Below are 17,489 nucleotides of genomic sequence, written 5' to 3' on the forward strand. Positions count from 1 at the left end.
GGCTTCAACTCCTTTACAAGGTGATCCCCTTTGAAAGGGTTCCGCGCGACCTACGCGGAGCGGTCTGCTGCTTGAGTGCCCCGCCGTTCTGGTAGAAATCGGCAAGGTATTCGAAGTTAGGGTTCAGCAATTCGAGTGCGGCAGTCGCGTAGACCGCGCAGTCAAGGGCTTCGTTTCGTTCACGGATTTTCTTCCACGCCATTTTCACGACGCCTTTTTCAAAGTGTTTTTCAAGTACCTCAGCGGTCAACTGCTTGAAGAAGTTTTCAGAAAAGCCCCTGTCCTCCTGCGCCGCATAGTGCGCGAAGTTCGGACCAGGCTCCTGCACGGAAAGCCGGTTCATGACGAGCGACTTTCCGCTGTCAACGCCGAGCGTGAAGAGCGTTGCCTTCATCGCGTTGCTCTTCGTCGGCGTGTTGATGAACGGAACACCGATGCCGCCGCGCCCCTTCACAGAGAAGACGCGCATCCGCTCGCGAGCCTTTGTGTATTGATAGACATTCGTTGTGTAGGTACCGTCACCAGAGTCGACGCAGGCACAAGCAACTGCAACGTTGACGCCGTTCGGCATCGAATGCTGACGCTGTAGGACCGCATCGAGCTGCTGCCAAGTTCGCGGATCATCCGGACGGCCATAAAGCACTCGGTGCTCAATGCCCCAACACTCTCGACCAACGCCCCATCCGTAGACCGTGCATTCCAGTCGGTCATGCTGAACGTCGATGCCGGCTGTCAGAAGCAAGACGCCTTCCGGGAGGACGCCGTTTGCCGGATAGCTTTCGCGCCGGTTGTACAACTGCTCCCAGTTGTCGGCATCTGGGTTGATTTCTTCCCATGCCTCACCGAGCTTCAGGTTCACAAATTCCATCAAACCGTGTTTGTCGCGGTTGTGGTTCACGGAAACGAACTCCTCCACCAGGTCGTGCAAATTGACCCAAGGCGAATAGAGCGCGTTGACGTGATAGCCCTTGATCTTGCTGCCCGGGTTCGTTGCAATCCAACGTCCGCTCTGCAGCAGCTTCGGGTCGGGCTTGTACGCGCCTCTCGTTATGCAGCCACACTCCGGACAATGCATACTTGCCGTCATCGGCAACGCGTTCCCTTCATCATCTTTCTGCCAAGTGACGTTCGCCCATTGAAGGACGTGTTCCTCACCACAATGAGGGCACTTGACAAAAAAGCGACGTTGATCACTGCGTTCGTACCAGTCGTCGATCTTCGACGCGCCTTTGATCGTCGGCGTGCTGACAAGAATGATCTTTCTGTTCCCGAAGTTCTGCGTTCGTTGAATCGCGAGCTTCAGAGGATCACCTTCCTTCGTCACGCCGTATCGATCCACTTCGTCACAAAGAAGGACGCGGATCGGACGAGATGCAAGGCCTGCCGGTGAGTTCGCACCGACCAAAGCCAGATACCCGCCAGGGAAATGCTTCATGCGAATAGTCGTGCTGGACTTTTTCGCAGAGCCTCGACCGTCCTTTCCCTCTTCGAGCTTTCCTTGCAAGCCGGGAGAGTTCTGGAACATGGGCTCGATGCGCTCCTTCGAGAACGCCTCGGCCATTTCAACGGTCGGCTGTAGCATCAATTGAGGGGCGGGCTCCTGGTCGGCGTAGTAGCCCATGATGTTCAGGAGCATCTCCGACTTGCCGAGCTGCGAAGAGCAACACATGACGACCATTTCTGTCCGTCGATCCGTTGCTGAATCCATCGGCTCTTGCAAATACGGCGTTCGGCTTGTGCGCCACATACCAGCCTCAGGAGACGTACCGGAAGCGACGACGCGGAACTTGTCAGCCCACTGGCTCCCAGTCAAACGAGAGATCGGGCGACAGGCTTGCGCCCACGCCTTGGACCAAATGCCCATGTCATCACTCCTTTGCAAACCGCGAGCCGTTGATTGTTTTCAGAAGGTCGCGGAAGATGTCTTCAAGGACTTCCTCAGCTTCGCGCTGCGTTCTGTTTTCAAGCAGCGCTGAATAACGAGTCGGGGCGGAGATCGCGAAGTTTCGGAGCATCGCTGCTGCCTCCCTCGCGTCCGCCTCAACCTCAGCAACTGCAACGTATTCACCCTTGAGCTTTTTGTACTCGAGGTCTTTGATCTTTGCGGTCGCGACCTCTTTTGCAAGCCGGGCCTTGTTGAAGGCCTCGTTAACATTCAGCGCAGACGATATTTGCTTGTCGTCTTCGTCATCGCCCGTGAACACTTCCGCCGTCCTTCTGGACGTGCGGCGGCTCGCCTTTTTCTTTTCTTCAGACTTGACCAGAGCCTTGAAGGCTTTCAGGCCTTCTTCTAACGGAATCTTTCCGTCGACAAGAGGCAGCTCGCCAGTCTTGCATTTTCCGCTAACGTATGCGGCACTACGTCCGACTTGGCGTGCAAACTCTCGCATGCTGACGCCGTTCGCCATGCCAACACCTCGTTATTTGTTTGTTGATTCCATCTTCACGCGTTCGCGCTCTCGCTTCAATACCGGCAGGCACCGGCAAGCGTAAAGCGTTCACGGAAAGCGTAAAGTGAAATGTTCATGAACACCCTTTTGAAATTTGCATCTAGACCGTTTTCGGGGTTCGTCCGACCCGCATGAGTCAAAAAGCCCCGGGAGGACCCAAGCTCTCTCCGTCGCTCATTCGACGCCCCATCACTGAGCGGGCAGAGGCTGAGGTTGAGCCAGCACAGGCTCCTGGTTCTTGTCATCAGTCACAGCATCGTAGACAGCGTTGCCTGCCATCGATCCTGCGAAAGATCCGGCGACAGTAGACCAGAAGCTATTGTTGGAAGAAGCCGGCACCTGATGCACCGTCTGGTTGATGACGGTCGTGTTCTTCTTCACAACGGTCGTGCGCTTCGGTGCATAGCTCTTCGTGGGAGCAGGACGGGAGAACGAACGACCGCCGCTGAACCCACGACCACCTCGTGCTTCAGCTGCTGTAGAAACGAAAAAGGCGACCGCAATGGCCGCCACAATAGCTTTCTTCATAGGTAACCCAAGGAATTAGAGAGGGCGAGGATTTCTCCCCGCCCCGACCTCGGAGCAAACTGCCCTAAGGTAGCGAAAAGGTAACCGCGCGGAGTGAGCTTCCTGGGGACAATCCGTCCCCGGCTAGGCTTGCGCGGTGTTGTAAACGAAAAAAAGCCCGCAGGATCACTCCTACAGGCTTACTTCTGGGTTTCGAACCCGCCTACGCAAAAAGGCATGCCGTTTTCTGAAGATGCACCTATCCCAGAAAACGGCCCCGCTGATCACACAGCTTCAAATTGTCCTTTTAGTATAACTCATTTAGGCGGCATTCCTTCGAGTTTGAGCAGATTGTTTCGAATCATCTTCCTGCCCATCTCTACCAGTCCATCAAACTCCCGCTCGTGAAGATTGATGCGGTGATACTTCCTCAGGATGCGCTTCAGGTCCATGAAAGGCACGTTGAAGGCGTATGCAACACCGACAACCATCTTCGCCTTTCTGTAGCGCTCTGGTGCAACCGGGAGTCGTTCCCACGCCCTTTGCACAAGCAGGGCATCGCTGACATCCACCGGCGGCGGTCCGTCATGCCGTTCGACAGGCAGGTCATTGTCCTTATCATCGTCCGGCACGGCTTCCATAAAGGCGCACAACGGAGAGCGTCCCTGTCGTTTCGGATCTTGGTTCCATCGCCCCCAGTTGAGCAGGCGGTCTTCGAGCATCTTTTCTTCAGCGTTCATTCGTTTTCCTTGCTCCAGATCTTCTTCGCTTTCACGTATTCGTCGTGAGGCAACGTCAAAAACTCATCAGGGCATCCGCTCTTATGCCTGTCGTACAGCGTGTAGACATTCATCCCCGTTCGCTCGGCCAGGTCGCAAAGCGCTACCCCATTAACTTTCACGCTTCGGCGAGTGTTTCTTGTTTGCTCCTTCTGCGTAACCCATCGACAATTCTCTTGGCAATAGTTCCCGTTTACATCGATTCGATCCAACGTAAGTCCAGGACTCCATGACGCAGCCATGTCGTCGAAAAAATTCTGAAAATCCGCCCATCGCTCACAAACCACAATGCCCCTGCCACCGTAATGACGCCAGTATTTGTTCCGCGGGTTGTGGCAACGGTCGCGCATCCCTCGCCAGATTTTGTGAAGCCTGTGTTGGCTAAGACCGTGCTTTTGGTGCGGCTTGTAATTATCGCGAGAGTGACACCCGCAAGACGGCATCTTTCCTTCACGCTCGTAGCGAAGGAGATTCTTTCCGCTTCTCACAACCTCATTGCCGCATTCACACCGACACTTCCAATATCGAGAGCCGTCAGTATGATCGAAACACAGGACAGTCAGAAATCCAATTTTTCTCCCCGTAAGGTCGACACGCCTAAAGTTACTTAATTCGTTCATGGTCTCTCTCCCACAAATTCCTGCACTCAGCATCACACCATCGACGAGCGTGCTTGATGCCTTCCATCGTAGCAGGGATCTGTTCGATCTCTTCTCCGCAAAAAAGGCATACCGACACGATCTTAGGCCTCGGGCCTTCAGGTCTGCGCTCTTCTCTTGCCGCTCGCATGATCCACTCATCGCTTCTGGCGGCTCGGTCTGCATCATCCATGCTTCACCTCGTCAATAAAAACTTTTACACCCGGCTCGGGTCCGTATGCCTTTCTGGTCCGGCTGTCGATCACCTGCGAGTCGTCCTCAAAAACGATCCCGTTCATGCCGTCAAGAATCGCCTTCTGCACGTTGTCAAGGTCCGGCTTTGAGACGTGATGCTCGACACCTTGCAGAGCCGCTGTGCGGCGTTTCTTAGACCATGACGAGGGCACAGGAAAGATGGCGAGAATGTCCACACGGACTGCGTTCGGCTTTTCGATCTTTCTCTTGCCAATCATTGCCTCCTTTGCCCTGGCCGTCACGAGCGCCTCATACTTTCGCGTCGTGTCCGGCGTGTACGTGTGGCCGCTGCGAGTGAAGCGCGGGCGTCCTTTGGGGACTGGAACCCCCTCAATCGTGAAACTAATCATTTTTCCTTTCTCCTCAGTCCGTCGTAATAGCCTTGAATAAAGGCCGCTCTCTTTTTGGGATTCATTCGAGCCGTCAAGCCCTGATATTTCGCCATCGGCTCACCGCGTTGTGCGGCAGATCGTCCGAGGCGGTATTCGTCACTTTCTTTCATGACTCCTCCTTTTTAGGTCCCCCGTGAGATGATTGAGGCTGTGTTCCCCAACACGTCCATCAACCAACCCACGGAGGTTTAAACAAATGCCTGTTACTAAACTCGACCCCAAAACAGCCTTACTCGCCATGTGCGCTGCAGGTGCGGTGAAACTCGAACCGATCGACATTTCCGCAACGGGCGACACAGGCACAGAAGAAGTCCAGTCTTTGGTTTCGATCAACGTTTCACGCCTTGAGGCAGTTCTTGCTTGGCTTGATCAGGTCTGCCCCAGCGACGAAGATGTTCTCGATGAAGCTGTTTCGCGCGTTGCACGTAATGACGAATAAGACGTTTTCCTTCTTCTTCGGCGGTATCTAGCGTCTCCAGCTCAAGAGAACTGAAATCCGTTGTGATTTCGGGCGACTGGACTGCTTCCGGTTGCCCGTCTCGCTCATTTGATTTCTGGTCTGTCATGACCTCTCCTTTGTTAAAAATCGATGTCGTTCTTCCGCATGCTCGGCCACGAGAGCCGGATGAACTTGCACGTTTCTTTGAGCCGGTCGTACTCCTGCTCTCCTATCGCGGTCTTCAGCAGCGCCGGATCGGCGTTGGTGATCCAGATGGTCGGAAGCTGAGTGTCGTAGCGGGCGTACAAGACCTCTGAGAGAACTTCCTTTGTGATCGGCTTCGCGTCTTCCTTTGCGACCTCATCGACGACAAGCAGCGGACAGGTTTTGTAGGCTCTTTTCACGTCTGCGGTCGTCTTTCCCGGCTCTCGGCATCCCCAGGAGTCAGCAACCGTCTGCCCCATCTCATGCGCCGTCGTGTAGATGCCGGCACACTTGCTCAAGAGTTCCTGAAGCACCGCACACGCCAGATGGGTCTTGCCGGTCCCGCATTCGCCGATGAAAACCATCCCTATGCCGGACTGGCGAAGCGCGTCGAACTTTGTGATGTAGGACTCGGCGATCTTGAGCACCTTCGCTTTCTGGTCGTTCCCATCGGTTCTGAAGGATGCAAGCGTTCTGGATCGGTACTTGGTCGGGATGGCCGTTCGGTCCAGCGTCTGCTCATACGCGCGGCGCTTTTCAAGCTCTTCGCGTTCCCTGCGCTCGCGCTCTTCAGCTTCCCGCTGCTTTTGCAACTGGATCGCTCGGCACTTCGGACATCCGCTCGCGTTCTTGAGCTCTCCCTTCAGGTAGGTCAGGTGAGAGATATATCGCCCGTGCACGGGGCATTCCCGCTCCTCCTCACCCTCGGCAAAGCCCAACAGGCCGACCAAGCCTTCTGCTTTTTTCATGTTGTTTTCCTCAATCCACGATGATCGTTACGCCGTCGTCGGCGAGTTTTTCGGTTCTGCCTTCACCTCGGCAGCAGGCCTGAAGTCGTTCTCGGTATTCAGCCGTCTGGGTGACGTTCTGAGGCTTTCGGTAGGTGCTACCGCTCGTCCTCGTCAACCAGGAGGCTCTGAAGCCTGCCCAGGCATTGGCGCAGCAATGCTCGATGACCTGAAGCAGCGTCATGTGAGCCTTCTCCCCTTCGGATCGAAGAAGCTCAAGCGCACTTTCAGTCAAAGCCCGCTTTTTCAGGGCGCGAATCTCTCCGAATTGCTTCCAGAGGTCATCAGGAACTTCGTCCGGTTTTTCGACCTTGATCCACTTTTTCCAGGCTTCGCCTTTCTTGGCTCTGGTTTTTGGCGGCGCGTCTTCTCTACTGGTTATTGATTGGTTCTTGATAGGTTCATTGATAGGTTCGTGTCCCGTTTTCGGTACTACTGGCGTACCGTTTTCGGGACAACTGGCGTACCGTTTTCGGGACAACTGGCGTACCGTTTTTGGGTCGTCCCGTTTTTGGGTTGTCCCGTTTTCGGTACTTCCGTTTTTGGGCCAATCCTCTATGTGCAGAAGGTACTCATTTGAGTTGTGTACCTCTCGCTTGCGCACGGACAAAACGCCACGTTCCGCAAGCCTCGAAATCACAGCAAAGACCGTCTTTCGATTCATCTGCGTCATGTTGCAAATGGTCTCGACGGACGGGTAGCAGTTCTTGCCTTCGTCATCGGCCCGGTCGGCAAGAGCGAGGAGCACAAGACGTTCGGTTGACTTCTCAACCGGAACCATCCATGCCAGTGCGGAAACCTTGAAGCTCATGGCGTCCCCTTAGCGAATAAGCGACCAGTCAATATCTGGGCGCAGGTCTTCGCGCGTCACTTTTCGACAAGAAACCATCTCGATCTTCTCAGCGACTTCCGGGCTGAAGTTCTTCGACGGGACATACATGCAGTTGTGAAGCCAGCGGACAGAAATGCCTGCTTTTTGGCACAAGGCCTTCTTCTCGATAGGCTTTAGCGATTTGAAATATTCGAGCGCTCGAGGCGTCATCTCAGACCTCTCGGTGTTGTTTTGGTGTTAAACCATAATACAACATTTTCGCCGCTTTTGTTGGTTGCCGAACATGTTGCCGCGCATACACCTTTCACACTACTATTGCGGAAGGGAGGTACTTCTTATGAGTACGAATGAAAAAGACGCCCTGAAGCGGATACGCATTGCAAACCTGAGTCGTCTGGCAGAGCTGAATGGCTCGCGGTCTCGATTGGCCGAGATACTGGGCAAAGCTCCGCAGCAGATCAATGACATGATCAGAGGAACGAAGTCTTTTGGAGCACGAATCGCTAGAGAGATTGAAGATAAGCTTGGCCTTCCTCCAGGAACACTTGACACGGAAAACGCAGAACTCGGCAACCCCCAAGTAAGCACGATACGTTTCAAGCGCATACCAATCCTTTCATATGTGCAGGCGGGAATGCTTACAGACAACGGACAAGAACAATACGATGAATGGGCGATCGTCCCAGAAACATTGCCGGAGAAAACTTTTGCTCTTCGCGTAAGAGGCGACTCCATGTCGCCAAATTTCCAAGAAGGACAACTGCTCTTCGTCGACCCCAATAGGCTGCCAAAACCTGGAGACTTCGTCATCGCACGTTCTACGTCTGGCATTCTCACAGAGACGACTTTCAAGAAATACGTCGTCACCGGATACGACGATCAAGGTCGAGAACTCTTTGATCTGAAGCCGCTGAACCCAGACTATCCAATCCTTCACTCCATGCAACACGGTTTAGAGGTCGTCGGCGTCGTTTGCGGATCATTCAACACCTACTAAACCAAACCCCATAACACAACCAAATCAAGCCCGCCACTCAAGGCGGGCTTTTTTTGTCTTAATTTCAGTGCCATTGATGCGCGTCAATAACTCCCCAATTTATACACCTCACCAACACCCTACGGCAACCATATTGGTTTTATTTTGGTGTAACATCGATGGTGTTGATTGGTTTCAACAGCACATAGCAAGAAGAAACCATTCAACACCAACCTACCGGCAACAACCGGGAGGGCCGACATGAAAACGCGGACGCGAGGTGGCAGACGTTGAGGGACGTGGAGCGGCGGACGTAGCTGATGCAGCCGAGAGAGGCAGAGGTCACGAAGACCCGAGCGGTTGCCTGCGGAAAACGCGGGACCGTGCACAGCAGAAAGTCGATTCAAGCGTTCTTGCGCATGTGTTCAATGCGTAGGGGGCTGGCGCGAGAGCGCTTGGATGGACTTTCATAAAGATCACAGCCGTCTCGCAGGCACACGCAAAGAGCGACACGCGGGACGGCTTATCAGGAGAACACAATGACGGACAAGGACAAGCTCGACTACCTCGAGTACATCAAAGACTTCATGGATGAGGCCGCTAAGGCCTACATCCGGGGCGACGACGATGCGTACATCGGTGCACTCAACTCCGCTGACGCCCTTCTGACTGGTTTGCTCAACGATGACGACGAGGAGGGCGAAGAATGAAGCGCAACGACTTCGACGCCCGACTGGCGCATCACCTCCGTTCGATCGGTCGCGAGACCTGCAGCGAAGCTGATGTCCACGAGTACGCGCTCATGAGCATCGCGAACGCCGCCGCGCTCGCTTTCTACATGAAGACCGAGCCGACCGTCATCCACTGCCCCGCAGCGGAGAAGTACGAGCAGGTCGCGTGCAACGTCCAGTGCATCCTGGACGAACTTCCGTAACGACTTCGAGGGAAAACGGCTTGACGCAGATATGAGCCGGTCTGGTCGATGACTCGAGCCAGATTCCAAAGCAGGGGCATCTGCAGACGAGAGGCTTTTGCGTTCACCCCTGCTCCCTCACCCACCACTAACAAAAAGGACATTCACGCGCCCTTGCCCGTGCCATCACGAGCCGGCAGTTCTTCCGAGCGAGGGCGTCTGAATGTCTTTTCTTTTTTCGGAGGCGTCATGAAGCGCTTTTTCAACTACCTCGAAACCCTTGCAAAGCGCACCCTCTTTGGCGCTGATGGCACGGAATATCACCGCTCTGGCGCTGCAGGCTTTTTCCTCGACGCGTTCGAAGGGCTAATCGGCTTCTTCGGTCTGGTGATCCTGCCGGCAATGGCTGCGGCCACTCTCTACCACTGGATTTTTGACTAAGGAGATCGGCATGGCATGGAACTACCCTGACGGATGTGGTCCTGACGACTACGAAAAATGGTGCGGCCCCGACCCTGACGAAGAAGACGAGGACGAACACGGTTACGACGAAGATGACGAAGACGAAGGCGAGGTGCTCGAATGAAGGCAGAACCGCGCAAAAACCTGAGACCGCGCGAAATCGAGTACCTCACGCTCGTCGCGAAAGGTCTCAGACGACGCGAAATCGCCGAAAAGATGGGCATCGCGATAACGACCGTCAAGTACTACCACGAAGAAATGATGAGCGTGCTTTGCGCGAGAACTGCCGCAGAAGCAGTCTACAAAGCTTTTCAACGCGGGATTTTCAAGGTAACACAATGAGCTACTCAGCCCCAGTCAAGATCATTGACCACATTCCAAGGGACTTCGACATGAAACGAATTACTCGAAAGCGACCGCTCGAACAGCGGCGCGCAGCAAAGCAGGCTCGGCAGAACGTCGAGCCTTTTTCGTGTGAACACCCCTCGCTGATCTGGAAGGTCGTTGTTCTCGTAGGAGCGCTCGCAATTGTCGCGGCCGCGCTCTTTCAAGGAGTTTTGAATGGCAGCAATTAAGACTGCAGAGATGGAACGCGATGCCTGGCTGCAAGAACGCACGAAGGGCATCGGCGGCTCAGACGTTGCAACGGTCCTCGGACTCAACCCTTACAAGACGCCATTGAGCTTGTGGGAAGAGAAGACCGGCAAGACAAAAGGCTCACAGGCAGGTGAGGCAGCCTACTGGGGAACGACGCTTGAAGACGTGGTTGCAAAAGAGTTCAGCAAGCGCACCGGAATGAAAATTCAACGCGTGAACTTCCTACTCTCAACCGGCGAGGGAGGCTGGATGCGCGGCAACATCGACCGGGCGATCGTCAACGAGCAGATTGCTAAGACGGTCCGCGTCCACAAGCCCGAAAAGGCAGCCGAAACAGGCCTCATGCTTTCGACCGACGTTGGCCTTGAATGCAAGACCGCCAACGCCTTCATGGCTGACAAGTGGGGACCTTCGCAGGAAGCTGAGATCGTGTCCGGCAATGTCGTCACCGAGCACCAGATTCCGCTCTACTACGAAACGCAGATTCAGTGGTACATGGCCGTTACCGGAATCAAGAAGTTCTATGTCGCTGTTCTCATCGGCGGACAAGACTTCCGAATGTACGAAGTGCGGCGCGACGAGGACGTGATCAAAGCCATCGTCGAAAAGTGCCACGCCTTCTGGTTCAAGAAGGTCCTCGCTGACGTCCCTCCCGATCCGATCAATGCCGACGACATCAAGAAGCTGTACGCCCGCGATGACGGCGAGATGGTCGAGGCCAGCAACGATGAAGCGGCCGACATTGGCGAGTTGCGCACGATCAGAGAGCGCATCAAGGAGCTCCAAGACCAGGAAAAGGCCGTCGCAAACCGCGTGATTTTAGCCATCGGCGAGAAGTCAGGACTACTCATTGGCGGCGAGAAGGCCGTGACCTACAAGGCGCAGAACAGCTCCCGCTTCGCATCCACCGCATTCAAGAAAGAACACCCGGACCTGTACAGGGACTTCGTACAGACCTCCACCACCCGCATCCTTCGACTCGCTTAACACAAAGGAAAACCAATGTCCACAACTGATGTTCTCAAATCTCAGGTCGCACCTGCCGCCGAACAGACCGCCGTCGTGCAACAGGTCAAAGCCGCAACCGTCATCGACGTCGTGCGCTCGAAAAAGTTTCAGGCTCAGATGGCCCTGGCACTTCCGAAGAGCATGACTGCTGATCGCCTGACGCGCATCGTCATGACTGAGTGCCGCAAGGCACCGGCTCTTCTGAAGTGCGCCCCTGAGAGCTTTTACGGCGCCGTCCTCCAGTGCGCTGCTCTCGGCCTTGAGCCCGGTTCCGCGCTCGGGCATTGCTACCTGCTGCCCTTCGGGAATGGCAAAGACAAGGCTGGTCGTCCGAACGCCCAGCTCATCATCGGCTACCGAGGAATGATCGACCTCGCACGTCGATCCGGCCAGATCGTCAGCCTCTCCGCATACTGCGTGCACGAACAGGACACCTTCAACTACAAGCTCGGTCTTGATCCGGACATCGAGCACATCCCTGCATCGGTTGCGGATCGAGGAAAGGTCACTCACGTCTATGCCGTCGCGAAGCTCAAGGGCGGTGGGGTTCAATTCGAGGTTATGTCTCGCGCAGAGATTGAAGCTGTGCGCAAGACCTCAAAAGCCGGCACCTCTGGCCCCTGGTCCTCGCATTGGGACGAGATGGCAAAGAAGACCGTCATTCGTCGCCTATTCAAGTACCTCCCCGTCAGCATCGAGGCCGTCCGCGCCGTCGAGATCGACGAGAAGTCGGACCGTGGCGAAGCAGTAACGCAGCAGGACTTCATTGAAGGCGAGTTCATAGAGAAGGGCACCGCTGCAGAGCAGTATCTCGAAGCCCCGGTCGTTGACGACGAAATCCACGAAAACAATTAATCCATTATCTCTACAAGGAGAAGCTCATGCTTAAAAAAGCAACCTCCCATGAAATCATCCGGTCCGCTCTGTTCGACATCAACAATCAGTATGACAACCGGATCGACGACATCGACACTTCTCTCCTCGTCGAATCTGCTCTCTTGATCGCCTTCGAAAGCCACAAAAGCGAACACAAGGAAGTCCTCCAGAATATCGCCCATTCCGTCTGCAACTACGCACTCACAATCGAGCGCGCCAAAATCGAAAGCGACGAGATCAGCGCTCTGTTGTTTGCTTATGACGACACTGAAGAAAAAGCTGAAGAAGAGGAGGAGTTCGACGAACAACCCACAGCTGAAACGGTGCCCGTTGAACAGACGCCCGCGTTTGATCCAGAAGCGTTGAAAAAGATCGCTGGAACGTCCATGACTGTTGAAGACAACGGCGACATTCGCTTGAGCTTCAAGCACCAGTAACCCACTCATGCCCCGCCTCGTGCGGGGCTTTCCGTAAGGAGGATAAGGAATGACGCAATGGAAAACGTATCCGGACACGACGCCGCCGCGCGGCTTGCCGCTCAGGCTCGAAGTCAAAGAAAAGGATCAAAACACTGGCACGCCGGAACCCTACTTCGGCAAGACCCTTTTTCAGGGGTTTGCGGTTTTCGACGGCCAAGACTTCATCCCGTTCGGCTCGTTCCACCGGCTGCCGATTTTTTGGGACGGCCGGCTAAACGCCTTTGGGCATAAGGATGTGACCGCCAGATACGCTCTGTGGGAGGACGAAGAATGAGCCAGACAGTAAAAATTGATGAGGCCGCTCAGGCCGCGATTTCTGAGATCGTCGGCATGCCGTGGACAAAGGACTACTACGACAACACGCATGACGAGGATCGCGACTGTCTCGCGATTATTGAAAGGAGCGGAGTCTCTGTAAGAGTGCTTGTCGAAGAATCGGGCTATCTCGCCGACATGTGGTACTTCGAAGCAGAGCAAATCGGTAAGGCTATTCTCAACGCAGCGAATGACGCAAAGACATTCATGAAAGCTCAACAAGAGTGGTCGAGATCGCAAATGCGGCGTCTCAACTGCGAGATTGAAGGCGTCCAGTCCGTGTGGGGTTATCGGTTCTACGTGAACCGCGAGCATTACGAAGTCCGCTTCACGACTGACGAGAAAACCCGTACATGCGTCATCCTGAACAAAGCCGGAACGACGATATTCACAAAGGTAACGGAGGACGTGCGCCGTGTTTCGCACGAGGATGCGGCGTTCGTGCTCAAGACGTTCTTGCTATCGAAGATCAAGGAGAACGAAGAATGCCAGTCGAAATGAAAAAGGAAATCCGCAAGCGGGTCGCTTGCATGATAGGCACAACGCAAGAAGCGATTCGCAAAGCCGAAGCGGAGTGCGATGGACGGTTGTACATGGGTCCAATCGACGCAACAGGAACGCTTGGCGGCTTTTATCTCCTCCACATTCCAGTCAAAGGAAAGATTGAGCCAACGCTTTACCCGCTTGATTGCTTCGTCAAACAGAAGGAGAGCGAGGAATGAAAGCCAAGAAAAAGCGAACAAAGAAATACAACCCGAAGAAACACCGCATCGGCTACCTCGACATGCTCGACATCTCGGCGAATAAGGGGCTCAGCGATCGCGCCGCCGCCAGTATCGAGCTTGACTACCGCATTCACCTGCAGTCCTTCAGAACGGAGCCTTCGCACGAATCGTGGGCTTACCTCGTTGGGCTTCTGCTTCTCGCGGATCGCCTGTCCTACGACCTCGAAGAAGGCGAAGAGTTCAGGCGTGAGATTGAGCCGGCATGGCGTCAGGTCGATGCCGCCTGGCGCATCTGGCAAGAGAAGCACGTTATTGCGAAAGAAAACCTTCTGCAAGCAGAAGCCCTGTTGCAGAGCCTGATCGAGCTATTCAAGGGCTTCACCTACAAAGAGATGGACCAGGCTCTTCACTACGTGATGAAGCATCACCTGAAGCCGGTCCGTGTCATGAAAGAGGAAGGACTGATCGAATGAAGTACCGAGTGCGCGATGAAAAAGCGCGAAGAAAACTAGAGACGTTGTCCGGTGGCAAATTCCACGAGCGTCTGAACAAGTATGCAGCCTCCTTTGCGGATGCTCACAAAGCCGGTCGTGTGACGGACGAGGAGTTTGCCGAGGGCATCACGGTCGGCATCTGGATAGGCGCCTGCCTCGCGCACGTCCGAATTGAGTGGCAGGACATTGAAGAGATCAAGGAGCAGCAATGAACAAACATGACAACGAACAATGGCGCTCCTTTAAGAAAGAGCGCCCGGAACGCGGGCACTACCAGATCAGCCTCGTCCCTCGTGACGGACACAAAGGATTCTGCATGTACGCGTACTTCAACGGACGGGACTGGTTCGACGAGCACAATCGACAGCTGGACGTCAGCAGGTATCAGCTTTCTTTCCGTCCTTGGTGTGAGGACTACGAAGAATGATCGACGCAGAACTGAAAGACATTGCCAGACACTACGGGCGAGACCATCAGACGCTCAAGGCTGCCGAAGAGTTCGGAGAGGCTGCAACTGCGGCTTCACGTCTTGCGCTCGCACGACAGGCTGAAGCATCCGGCGGCAAGTACCGGTGCATCACCGTGCTTGAAAACGACCTTGCAGAGGAATGCGCCGACTGCCTCGTAATGATCAGTCAGCTCCGCATTCTGATTCCCGGCTTCAGCGCCAAGGTCGACCGGGTAATGCACGAAAAGATCGAACGACAAATCAACCGAATTTCAAAGGAACAACAATGCTGAACATCAACGAAGTGACCATTTGCGGCTGCCTTGGCCGCGACCCTGACCTCCGATATGGGACGAACAACCTCGCTTTCGTTTCCCTGGCCGTCGCCACAAACCGTAGAGTAAAAAACGCGGACGGTCAATACGAAAACGTCACAGACTGGAACACCGTCGTCGCCTTTGGCAAGACTGCCGAGACGATTGCCGAGTATCTGCACAAGGGGTCGCCGATCTGGGTACGTGGCCGTCTTCAAACGAGAAAGTACAAAGACAAAAACGGCGCCGACCGATGGGTGACGGAAGTCATCTGCGAACACTTCCAGTTCGTCCAGAGCGCGAAGGATCGTGGAGAACAGCGACAGGAAGAGCCGGCAAGGCGATCACGCGCACAAGAGCATACCCAGACCTATGACGACGGCGAAGTACCGTTTTAAGGGAACTACGCTGGCGGAGTTTGAGGCTGAGGCATCGACCAAATCACGCATAAAAATGCAACGAACAACAACACGATGACTGCTTTCTTTTGCTTGCTGTATCTCGGATTCACCAAGGTGAGTGTGACACCAACCGGAAAGAAAACAACATACCAAACCAAGATGAACCAGCCGCGCTGACTGATTGAAGGCTTTTCTTCTGTGGTTAACGGCTCCTGGGCTGTCTGACGAATCGGTCTTGTACCGCCCCGTGTCTTGACGATATGAGCCAAGTCGTTCCAAGACTCCTTAAGCTCTCCCACAGAGTCTGCAAGCTCCTTCTTGCTTTTCTCAAGTTTCTCTTTGCTTCTCTTTAGGTCTTCCAATCTACGGATTTCTCGTGCATTTGAGTCACTTTCAGAAAAGGTATCGAACCTTTTTGAACTTCCCGCAAACCGTGATGGAGTATCTGCTAAAGCATTACGCTTTTGAACACCAAACATCTTCGGAAAGTAGCATTTTTCGTACAGATATGTTTTTTCAATATTGGAGTCTATGCAAATTCCATGAAAACGAGTTTTATAAACCGTTGTCGGAACAACAGAACGCGCCTCACCAGGACGAGTTCCGCCGTAATAGGTCAGCTGAATCACTTCTCCATTATCAGCCGCTTCCTGCAGGTATTCCATGATCTGGTCTTGTGGGTACGGGTACGTTTTCATGCTCGCTTACTCCGAGTGTGAGAAATGGTGGGCTCGCGTGTGACGACGCGAGCTCACCCAACATCATACGGCAACGAATGTTGACAAACTGACAAACGCATGCATACAATGAGCCCATCACGTGAGAAAAAGCGTGATCGGGCGTGGAAACCCGGACGAACCCCAAAGGCGCACAACCGCCTTACGTCTTCTCGTTCGAGCGGATTTTTTGTGTGCGTGCATATCACTTTTACGAGTGAGGCCTACGGGCGCCCTTGCGGCGGCCGGCACCTTTGGGACGGTATTTCCACCCCGTAGCGCCTCGCTCACCACCGTGGAAAGTGGTCGCGAGGCTCCAGCAACACCCAAAGGAGACTCGCTATGCAAGCCAGTCAATCTGCTGTCGCGTCCGCGACACTGTCAACATTCAATTTGCCCTTCGTCATCAGAGGGTTGCTCTCCAACTCTCTGTCCTCAGCTGAGGCCCACTCTCAGGCGCTTTCGCTCTGCCAAGAGGCACGCAGCATCCTGACAATGGTTTTCGACGCCACCGAAAACCCTCAAGTTCTCAGCTCCTACAAAGACATCCAATCGTCTATCGCAACAGCGGCTGCCCTCATCGAGACCGCTGAACTTGTCGTTTCCGTAACGGATGAAAACGCAAATGAATGAAATCATCAAACTCACCAACGGCCAACCGGTCGTCGACTCTCTCACCATCGCTGACGGCGCTCAAATCGAACACGCTTCGGTGATGAAGCTAACGCGCAAGTATGAGGACGACTTCAACTCCTTCGGAAGGGTTGGATTTGAAACCCGACCCTTTGAAACGAATGGCGGCACTCAAAAACGCGAGGTCGCCTTATTCAACGAAAACCAGGCAATGCTCCTCTTCACCTACCTGAAGAACACAGAGATCGCCCGCACCTTCAAAATTCGCCTCGTCAAAGCATTCAGCGATTGTCGCGACGAACTTGCGAAGGCCAAGGTATCCGCTCCCGCGTTGCCGGACTATCCGACGGCGCTGCGACAGCTGGCCTCATCTCTGGAGAAGACCGCAGCGCTTGAACACAAGATCGCCGAGGACGCTCCTAAGGTTGCCTTTGCTGAGACTGTCGAGGCCTCCTACGGCGACATGCTCATTCGAGAGGCGGCAAAGACGCTCGGCTATCCGGCCAAGCACCTCTTCGACTGGCTGCGCACGCACTCGTGGCTCACTGCGAAGAACGAACCCTATGCCGACAGAGTCAAGCAAGGTGTTCTTCGCCCGCGCGTGTCGAACTTCGATCATCCTGAAAAAGGACCGAGCGTGTCCGTCACGGCGCACGTGACGCCGAAGGGGCTTTTCCGGCTTTACAAGGAGCTGTTGAAGGAAGGCAAGATCACCAGGAACGAACGGCTTGAACTGGCATCGTGAGGACCAAACTATGGCAATAGGTAATACACTAGACGGAAAGAGCATTCGCGCGATGCTCTTTGATCCGGCAGTTCCTGACTATGCATTTCTAACGCGAGATGAA

30 protein-coding genes are annotated in these 17,489 nt (G+C 54.4%); 19 read left to right on the forward strand and 11 right to left on the reverse strand.

Features of this window, described 5'->3' with window-relative positions; genetic code table 11:
• Positions 1-13 precede the first annotated feature (13 nt).
• The 10 genes from HMPREF9465_RS01135 to HMPREF9465_RS13995 form a co-directional block, all read right to left on the reverse strand.
• A complete protein-coding gene (locus tag HMPREF9465_RS01135) occupies positions 14-1,864 on the reverse strand; it encodes a phage terminase large subunit family protein (protein WP_005433293.1) in 1,851 nt (616 codons plus the stop codon).
• Positions 1,865-1,868: 4 nt separating this feature from the next.
• Positions 1,869-2,408, reverse strand: coding sequence for a hypothetical protein (locus HMPREF9465_RS01140; protein ID WP_005433294.1), 540 nt, complete (start codon positions 2,406-2,408; stop codon positions 1,869-1,871).
• Positions 2,409-2,639: 231 nt separating this feature from the next.
• Entirely contained in the window at positions 2,640-2,978 is a 339-nt protein-coding gene (locus HMPREF9465_RS13045; RefSeq protein WP_147645198.1) for a hypothetical protein, read from the reverse strand.
• 296 nt (positions 2,979-3,274) lie between these two features.
• Positions 3,275-3,697: a hypothetical protein gene (locus tag HMPREF9465_RS01145; RefSeq protein ID WP_005433295.1), complete on the reverse strand. Its 423-nt coding sequence runs from the start codon at positions 3,695-3,697 to the stop codon at positions 3,275-3,277.
• A gap of 862 nt (positions 3,698-4,559) precedes the next feature.
• Complete coding sequence (locus HMPREF9465_RS01155) at positions 4,560-4,979, reverse strand: RusA family crossover junction endodeoxyribonuclease (protein WP_005433299.1); 420 nt, start codon at positions 4,977-4,979, stop codon at positions 4,560-4,562.
• The gene (locus HMPREF9465_RS13050; protein ID WP_005433301.1) at positions 4,976-5,131 is read right to left on the reverse strand and encodes a hypothetical protein; all 156 of its coding nucleotides are present in this window, start codon (positions 5,129-5,131) and stop codon (positions 4,976-4,978) included. Before HMPREF9465_RS13050 ends, HMPREF9465_RS01155 begins: the two co-directional genes overlap by 4 nt.
• A gap of 219 nt (positions 5,132-5,350) precedes the next feature.
• Positions 5,351-5,587 (reverse strand): hypothetical protein, encoded by a 237-nt coding sequence (locus HMPREF9465_RS13055; protein WP_147645199.1) that lies wholly within the window; start codon positions 5,585-5,587, stop codon positions 5,351-5,353.
• 13 nt (positions 5,588-5,600) lie between these two features.
• Positions 5,601-6,413 (reverse strand): ATP-binding protein, encoded by an 813-nt coding sequence (locus HMPREF9465_RS12120; RefSeq protein WP_005433304.1) that lies wholly within the window; start codon positions 6,411-6,413, stop codon positions 5,601-5,603.
• A gap of 10 nt (positions 6,414-6,423) precedes the next feature.
• Complete coding sequence (locus HMPREF9465_RS01165; RefSeq protein ID WP_005433306.1) at positions 6,424-7,263, reverse strand: helix-turn-helix domain-containing protein; 840 nt, start codon at positions 7,261-7,263, stop codon at positions 6,424-6,426.
• Between the two features lie 9 nt (positions 7,264-7,272).
• On the reverse strand, positions 7,273-7,494 hold the full coding sequence (locus HMPREF9465_RS13995; protein WP_005433308.1) for a YdaS family helix-turn-helix protein: 222 nt from the start codon (positions 7,492-7,494) through the stop codon (positions 7,273-7,275).
• Positions 7,495-7,621: 127 nt separating this feature from the next.
• Here HMPREF9465_RS13995 and HMPREF9465_RS01175 point away from each other — a divergent pair, with 127 nt between their 5' ends.
• The 17 genes from HMPREF9465_RS01175 (at position 7,622) to HMPREF9465_RS01250 (ending at position 15,289) form a co-directional block, all read left to right on the forward strand.
• Positions 7,622-8,281, forward strand: coding sequence for a LexA family protein (locus HMPREF9465_RS01175; protein WP_005433310.1), 660 nt, complete (start codon positions 7,622-7,624; stop codon positions 8,279-8,281).
• Positions 8,282-8,799: 518 nt separating this feature from the next.
• Positions 8,800-8,970, forward strand: a complete 171-nt coding sequence (locus HMPREF9465_RS13060) for a hypothetical protein (protein WP_005433311.1) — start codon at positions 8,800-8,802, stop codon at positions 8,968-8,970.
• Positions 8,967-9,194 carry a hypothetical protein gene (locus tag HMPREF9465_RS01180; protein ID WP_005433313.1) on the forward strand — a complete coding sequence of 76 codons (228 nt, stop codon included), beginning with the start codon at positions 8,967-8,969 and terminating at the stop codon, positions 9,192-9,194. The genes HMPREF9465_RS13060 and HMPREF9465_RS01180 overlap by 4 nt, the downstream gene beginning before the upstream one ends.
• A gap of 228 nt (positions 9,195-9,422) precedes the next feature.
• Positions 9,423-9,614, forward strand: a complete 192-nt coding sequence (locus tag HMPREF9465_RS01185; RefSeq protein WP_005433314.1) for a hypothetical protein — start codon at positions 9,423-9,425, stop codon at positions 9,612-9,614.
• A 10-nt stretch (positions 9,615-9,624) separates the two neighbouring features.
• Entirely contained in the window at positions 9,625-9,759 is a 135-nt protein-coding gene (locus tag HMPREF9465_RS13865) for a hypothetical protein (RefSeq protein ID WP_005433316.1), read from the forward strand.
• The gene (locus HMPREF9465_RS01190) at positions 9,756-9,977 is read left to right on the forward strand and encodes a response regulator transcription factor (RefSeq protein WP_005433318.1); all 222 of its coding nucleotides are present in this window, start codon (positions 9,756-9,758) and stop codon (positions 9,975-9,977) included. Before HMPREF9465_RS13865 ends, HMPREF9465_RS01190 begins: the two co-directional genes overlap by 4 nt.
• 219 nt (positions 9,978-10,196) lie before the next feature.
• Positions 10,197-11,219 (forward strand): YqaJ viral recombinase family protein, encoded by a 1,023-nt coding sequence (locus HMPREF9465_RS01200; RefSeq protein WP_005433320.1) that lies wholly within the window; start codon positions 10,197-10,199, stop codon positions 11,217-11,219.
• 15 nt (positions 11,220-11,234) lie between these two features.
• A complete protein-coding gene (gene recT / locus HMPREF9465_RS01205; RefSeq protein WP_005433322.1) occupies positions 11,235-12,095 on the forward strand; it encodes a recombination protein RecT in 861 nt (286 codons plus the stop codon).
• A 26-nt stretch (positions 12,096-12,121) separates the two neighbouring features.
• A complete protein-coding gene (locus HMPREF9465_RS01210; protein WP_005433324.1) occupies positions 12,122-12,553 on the forward strand; it encodes a hypothetical protein in 432 nt (143 codons plus the stop codon).
• 49 nt (positions 12,554-12,602) lie between these two features.
• Positions 12,603-12,869: a hypothetical protein gene (locus tag HMPREF9465_RS01215; RefSeq protein ID WP_005433327.1), complete on the forward strand. Its 267-nt coding sequence runs from the start codon at positions 12,603-12,605 to the stop codon at positions 12,867-12,869.
• Positions 12,866-13,411, forward strand: a complete 546-nt coding sequence (locus HMPREF9465_RS01220; RefSeq protein ID WP_005433328.1) for a hypothetical protein — start codon at positions 12,866-12,868, stop codon at positions 13,409-13,411. Before HMPREF9465_RS01215 ends, HMPREF9465_RS01220 begins: the two co-directional genes overlap by 4 nt.
• A complete protein-coding gene (locus tag HMPREF9465_RS01225) occupies positions 13,396-13,632 on the forward strand; it encodes a hypothetical protein (protein WP_005433329.1) in 237 nt (78 codons plus the stop codon). Before HMPREF9465_RS01220 ends, HMPREF9465_RS01225 begins: the two co-directional genes overlap by 16 nt.
• A complete protein-coding gene (locus HMPREF9465_RS01230; protein ID WP_005433330.1) occupies positions 13,629-14,108 on the forward strand; it encodes a hypothetical protein in 480 nt (159 codons plus the stop codon). Before HMPREF9465_RS01225 ends, HMPREF9465_RS01230 begins: the two co-directional genes overlap by 4 nt.
• Positions 14,105-14,341 carry a hypothetical protein gene (locus tag HMPREF9465_RS01235; RefSeq protein WP_005433331.1) on the forward strand — a complete coding sequence of 79 codons (237 nt, stop codon included), beginning with the start codon at positions 14,105-14,107 and terminating at the stop codon, positions 14,339-14,341. The genes HMPREF9465_RS01230 and HMPREF9465_RS01235 overlap by 4 nt, the downstream gene beginning before the upstream one ends.
• Positions 14,338-14,556 (forward strand): hypothetical protein, encoded by a 219-nt coding sequence (locus HMPREF9465_RS01240; protein WP_005433332.1) that lies wholly within the window; start codon positions 14,338-14,340, stop codon positions 14,554-14,556. The genes HMPREF9465_RS01235 and HMPREF9465_RS01240 overlap by 4 nt, the downstream gene beginning before the upstream one ends.
• A complete protein-coding gene (locus HMPREF9465_RS13365; RefSeq protein WP_005433333.1) occupies positions 14,553-14,870 on the forward strand; it encodes a hypothetical protein in 318 nt (105 codons plus the stop codon). The genes HMPREF9465_RS01240 and HMPREF9465_RS13365 overlap by 4 nt, the downstream gene beginning before the upstream one ends.
• Positions 14,864-15,289 (forward strand): single-stranded DNA-binding protein, encoded by a 426-nt coding sequence (locus HMPREF9465_RS01250; RefSeq protein ID WP_005433334.1) that lies wholly within the window; start codon positions 14,864-14,866, stop codon positions 15,287-15,289. The genes HMPREF9465_RS13365 and HMPREF9465_RS01250 overlap by 7 nt, the downstream gene beginning before the upstream one ends.
• Positions 15,290-15,294: 5 nt before the next feature.
• Here the strand turns inward: HMPREF9465_RS01250 and HMPREF9465_RS13065 are convergent, their stop codons facing one another.
• A complete protein-coding gene (locus HMPREF9465_RS13065; RefSeq protein WP_147645200.1) occupies positions 15,295-15,957 on the reverse strand; it encodes a hypothetical protein in 663 nt (220 codons plus the stop codon).
• Between the two features lie 393 nt (positions 15,958-16,350).
• On the opposite strand from HMPREF9465_RS13065, the gene HMPREF9465_RS01260 reads away from it, so the two are divergent.
• Together HMPREF9465_RS01260 and HMPREF9465_RS12125 are read left to right on the forward strand one after the other, a co-directional pair.
• The gene (locus HMPREF9465_RS01260; protein ID WP_005433338.1) at positions 16,351-16,641 is read left to right on the forward strand and encodes a hypothetical protein; all 291 of its coding nucleotides are present in this window, start codon (positions 16,351-16,353) and stop codon (positions 16,639-16,641) included.
• Positions 16,634-17,386 (forward strand): phage antirepressor KilAC domain-containing protein, encoded by a 753-nt coding sequence (locus HMPREF9465_RS12125; protein WP_005433341.1) that lies wholly within the window; start codon positions 16,634-16,636, stop codon positions 17,384-17,386. Before HMPREF9465_RS01260 ends, HMPREF9465_RS12125 begins: the two co-directional genes overlap by 8 nt.
• Positions 17,387-17,489: the final 103 nt, after the last annotated feature.

Origin of the sequence: Sutterella wadsworthensis 2_1_59BFAA, from assembly GCF_000297775.1 — a bacterium.
GTDB classification, from domain to species: domain Bacteria; phylum Pseudomonadota; class Gammaproteobacteria; order Burkholderiales; family Burkholderiaceae_F; genus Sutterella; species Sutterella wadsworthensis_A.

Excerpts from the sequence above, each read along its gene's own strand:
- HMPREF9465_RS01235 (WP_005433331.1), top strand. The coding sequence starts at position 14,105 with ATGAAGTACCGAGTGCGCGATGAAAAAGCGCGAAGAAAACTAGAGACG.
- HMPREF9465_RS01250 (WP_005433334.1), top strand. The coding sequence starts at position 14,864 with ATGCTGAACATCAACGAAGTGACCATTTGCGGCTGCCTTGGCCGCGAC.
- HMPREF9465_RS01155 (WP_005433299.1), bottom strand. The coding sequence starts at position 4,979 with ATGATTAGTTTCACGATTGAGGGGGTTCCAGTCCCCAAAGGACGCCCG.
- HMPREF9465_RS01260 (WP_005433338.1), top strand. The coding sequence starts at position 16,351 with ATGCAAGCCAGTCAATCTGCTGTCGCGTCCGCGACACTGTCAACATTC.
- HMPREF9465_RS13865 (WP_005433316.1), top strand. The coding sequence starts at position 9,625 with ATGGCATGGAACTACCCTGACGGATGTGGTCCTGACGACTACGAAAAA.
- HMPREF9465_RS01175 (WP_005433310.1), top strand. The coding sequence starts at position 7,622 with ATGAGTACGAATGAAAAAGACGCCCTGAAGCGGATACGCATTGCAAAC.
- HMPREF9465_RS13995 (WP_005433308.1), bottom strand. The coding sequence starts at position 7,494 with ATGACGCCTCGAGCGCTCGAATATTTCAAATCGCTAAAGCCTATCGAG.
- HMPREF9465_RS13045 (WP_147645198.1), bottom strand. The coding sequence starts at position 2,978 with ATGAAGAAAGCTATTGTGGCGGCCATTGCGGTCGCCTTTTTCGTTTCT.
- HMPREF9465_RS01140 (WP_005433294.1), bottom strand. The coding sequence starts at position 2,408 with ATGGCGAACGGCGTCAGCATGCGAGAGTTTGCACGCCAAGTCGGACGT.
- HMPREF9465_RS01180 (WP_005433313.1), top strand. The coding sequence starts at position 8,967 with ATGAAGCGCAACGACTTCGACGCCCGACTGGCGCATCACCTCCGTTCG.
- HMPREF9465_RS01190 (WP_005433318.1), top strand. The coding sequence starts at position 9,756 with ATGAAGGCAGAACCGCGCAAAAACCTGAGACCGCGCGAAATCGAGTAC.
- HMPREF9465_RS12120 (WP_005433304.1), bottom strand. The coding sequence starts at position 6,413 with ATGAAAAAAGCAGAAGGCTTGGTCGGCCTGTTGGGCTTTGCCGAGGGT.
- HMPREF9465_RS12125 (WP_005433341.1), top strand. The coding sequence starts at position 16,634 with ATGAATGAAATCATCAAACTCACCAACGGCCAACCGGTCGTCGACTCT.
- HMPREF9465_RS01220 (WP_005433328.1), top strand. The coding sequence starts at position 12,866 with ATGAGCCAGACAGTAAAAATTGATGAGGCCGCTCAGGCCGCGATTTCT.
- HMPREF9465_RS01225 (WP_005433329.1), top strand. The coding sequence starts at position 13,396 with ATGCCAGTCGAAATGAAAAAGGAAATCCGCAAGCGGGTCGCTTGCATG.
- HMPREF9465_RS13050 (WP_005433301.1), bottom strand. The coding sequence starts at position 5,131 with ATGAAAGAAAGTGACGAATACCGCCTCGGACGATCTGCCGCACAACGC.
- HMPREF9465_RS01135 (WP_005433293.1), bottom strand. The coding sequence starts at position 1,864 with ATGGGCATTTGGTCCAAGGCGTGGGCGCAAGCCTGTCGCCCGATCTCT.
- HMPREF9465_RS01200 (WP_005433320.1), top strand. The coding sequence starts at position 10,197 with ATGGCAGCAATTAAGACTGCAGAGATGGAACGCGATGCCTGGCTGCAA.
- HMPREF9465_RS01230 (WP_005433330.1), top strand. The coding sequence starts at position 13,629 with ATGAAAGCCAAGAAAAAGCGAACAAAGAAATACAACCCGAAGAAACAC.
- HMPREF9465_RS13060 (WP_005433311.1), top strand. The coding sequence starts at position 8,800 with ATGACGGACAAGGACAAGCTCGACTACCTCGAGTACATCAAAGACTTC.
- HMPREF9465_RS01210 (WP_005433324.1), top strand. The coding sequence starts at position 12,122 with ATGCTTAAAAAAGCAACCTCCCATGAAATCATCCGGTCCGCTCTGTTC.
- HMPREF9465_RS01215 (WP_005433327.1), top strand. The coding sequence starts at position 12,603 with ATGACGCAATGGAAAACGTATCCGGACACGACGCCGCCGCGCGGCTTG.
- HMPREF9465_RS01185 (WP_005433314.1), top strand. The coding sequence starts at position 9,423 with ATGAAGCGCTTTTTCAACTACCTCGAAACCCTTGCAAAGCGCACCCTC.
- HMPREF9465_RS13055 (WP_147645199.1), bottom strand. The coding sequence starts at position 5,587 with ATGACAGACCAGAAATCAAATGAGCGAGACGGGCAACCGGAAGCAGTC.
- HMPREF9465_RS01165 (WP_005433306.1), bottom strand. The coding sequence starts at position 7,263 with ATGAGCTTCAAGGTTTCCGCACTGGCATGGATGGTTCCGGTTGAGAAG.
- HMPREF9465_RS01145 (WP_005433295.1), bottom strand. The coding sequence starts at position 3,697 with ATGAACGCTGAAGAAAAGATGCTCGAAGACCGCCTGCTCAACTGGGGG.
- HMPREF9465_RS13365 (WP_005433333.1), top strand. The coding sequence starts at position 14,553 with ATGATCGACGCAGAACTGAAAGACATTGCCAGACACTACGGGCGAGAC.
- HMPREF9465_RS13065 (WP_147645200.1), bottom strand. The coding sequence starts at position 15,957 with ATGGAATACCTGCAGGAAGCGGCTGATAATGGAGAAGTGATTCAGCTG.
- recT (WP_005433322.1), top strand. The coding sequence starts at position 11,235 with ATGTCCACAACTGATGTTCTCAAATCTCAGGTCGCACCTGCCGCCGAA.
- HMPREF9465_RS01240 (WP_005433332.1), top strand. The coding sequence starts at position 14,338 with ATGAACAAACATGACAACGAACAATGGCGCTCCTTTAAGAAAGAGCGC.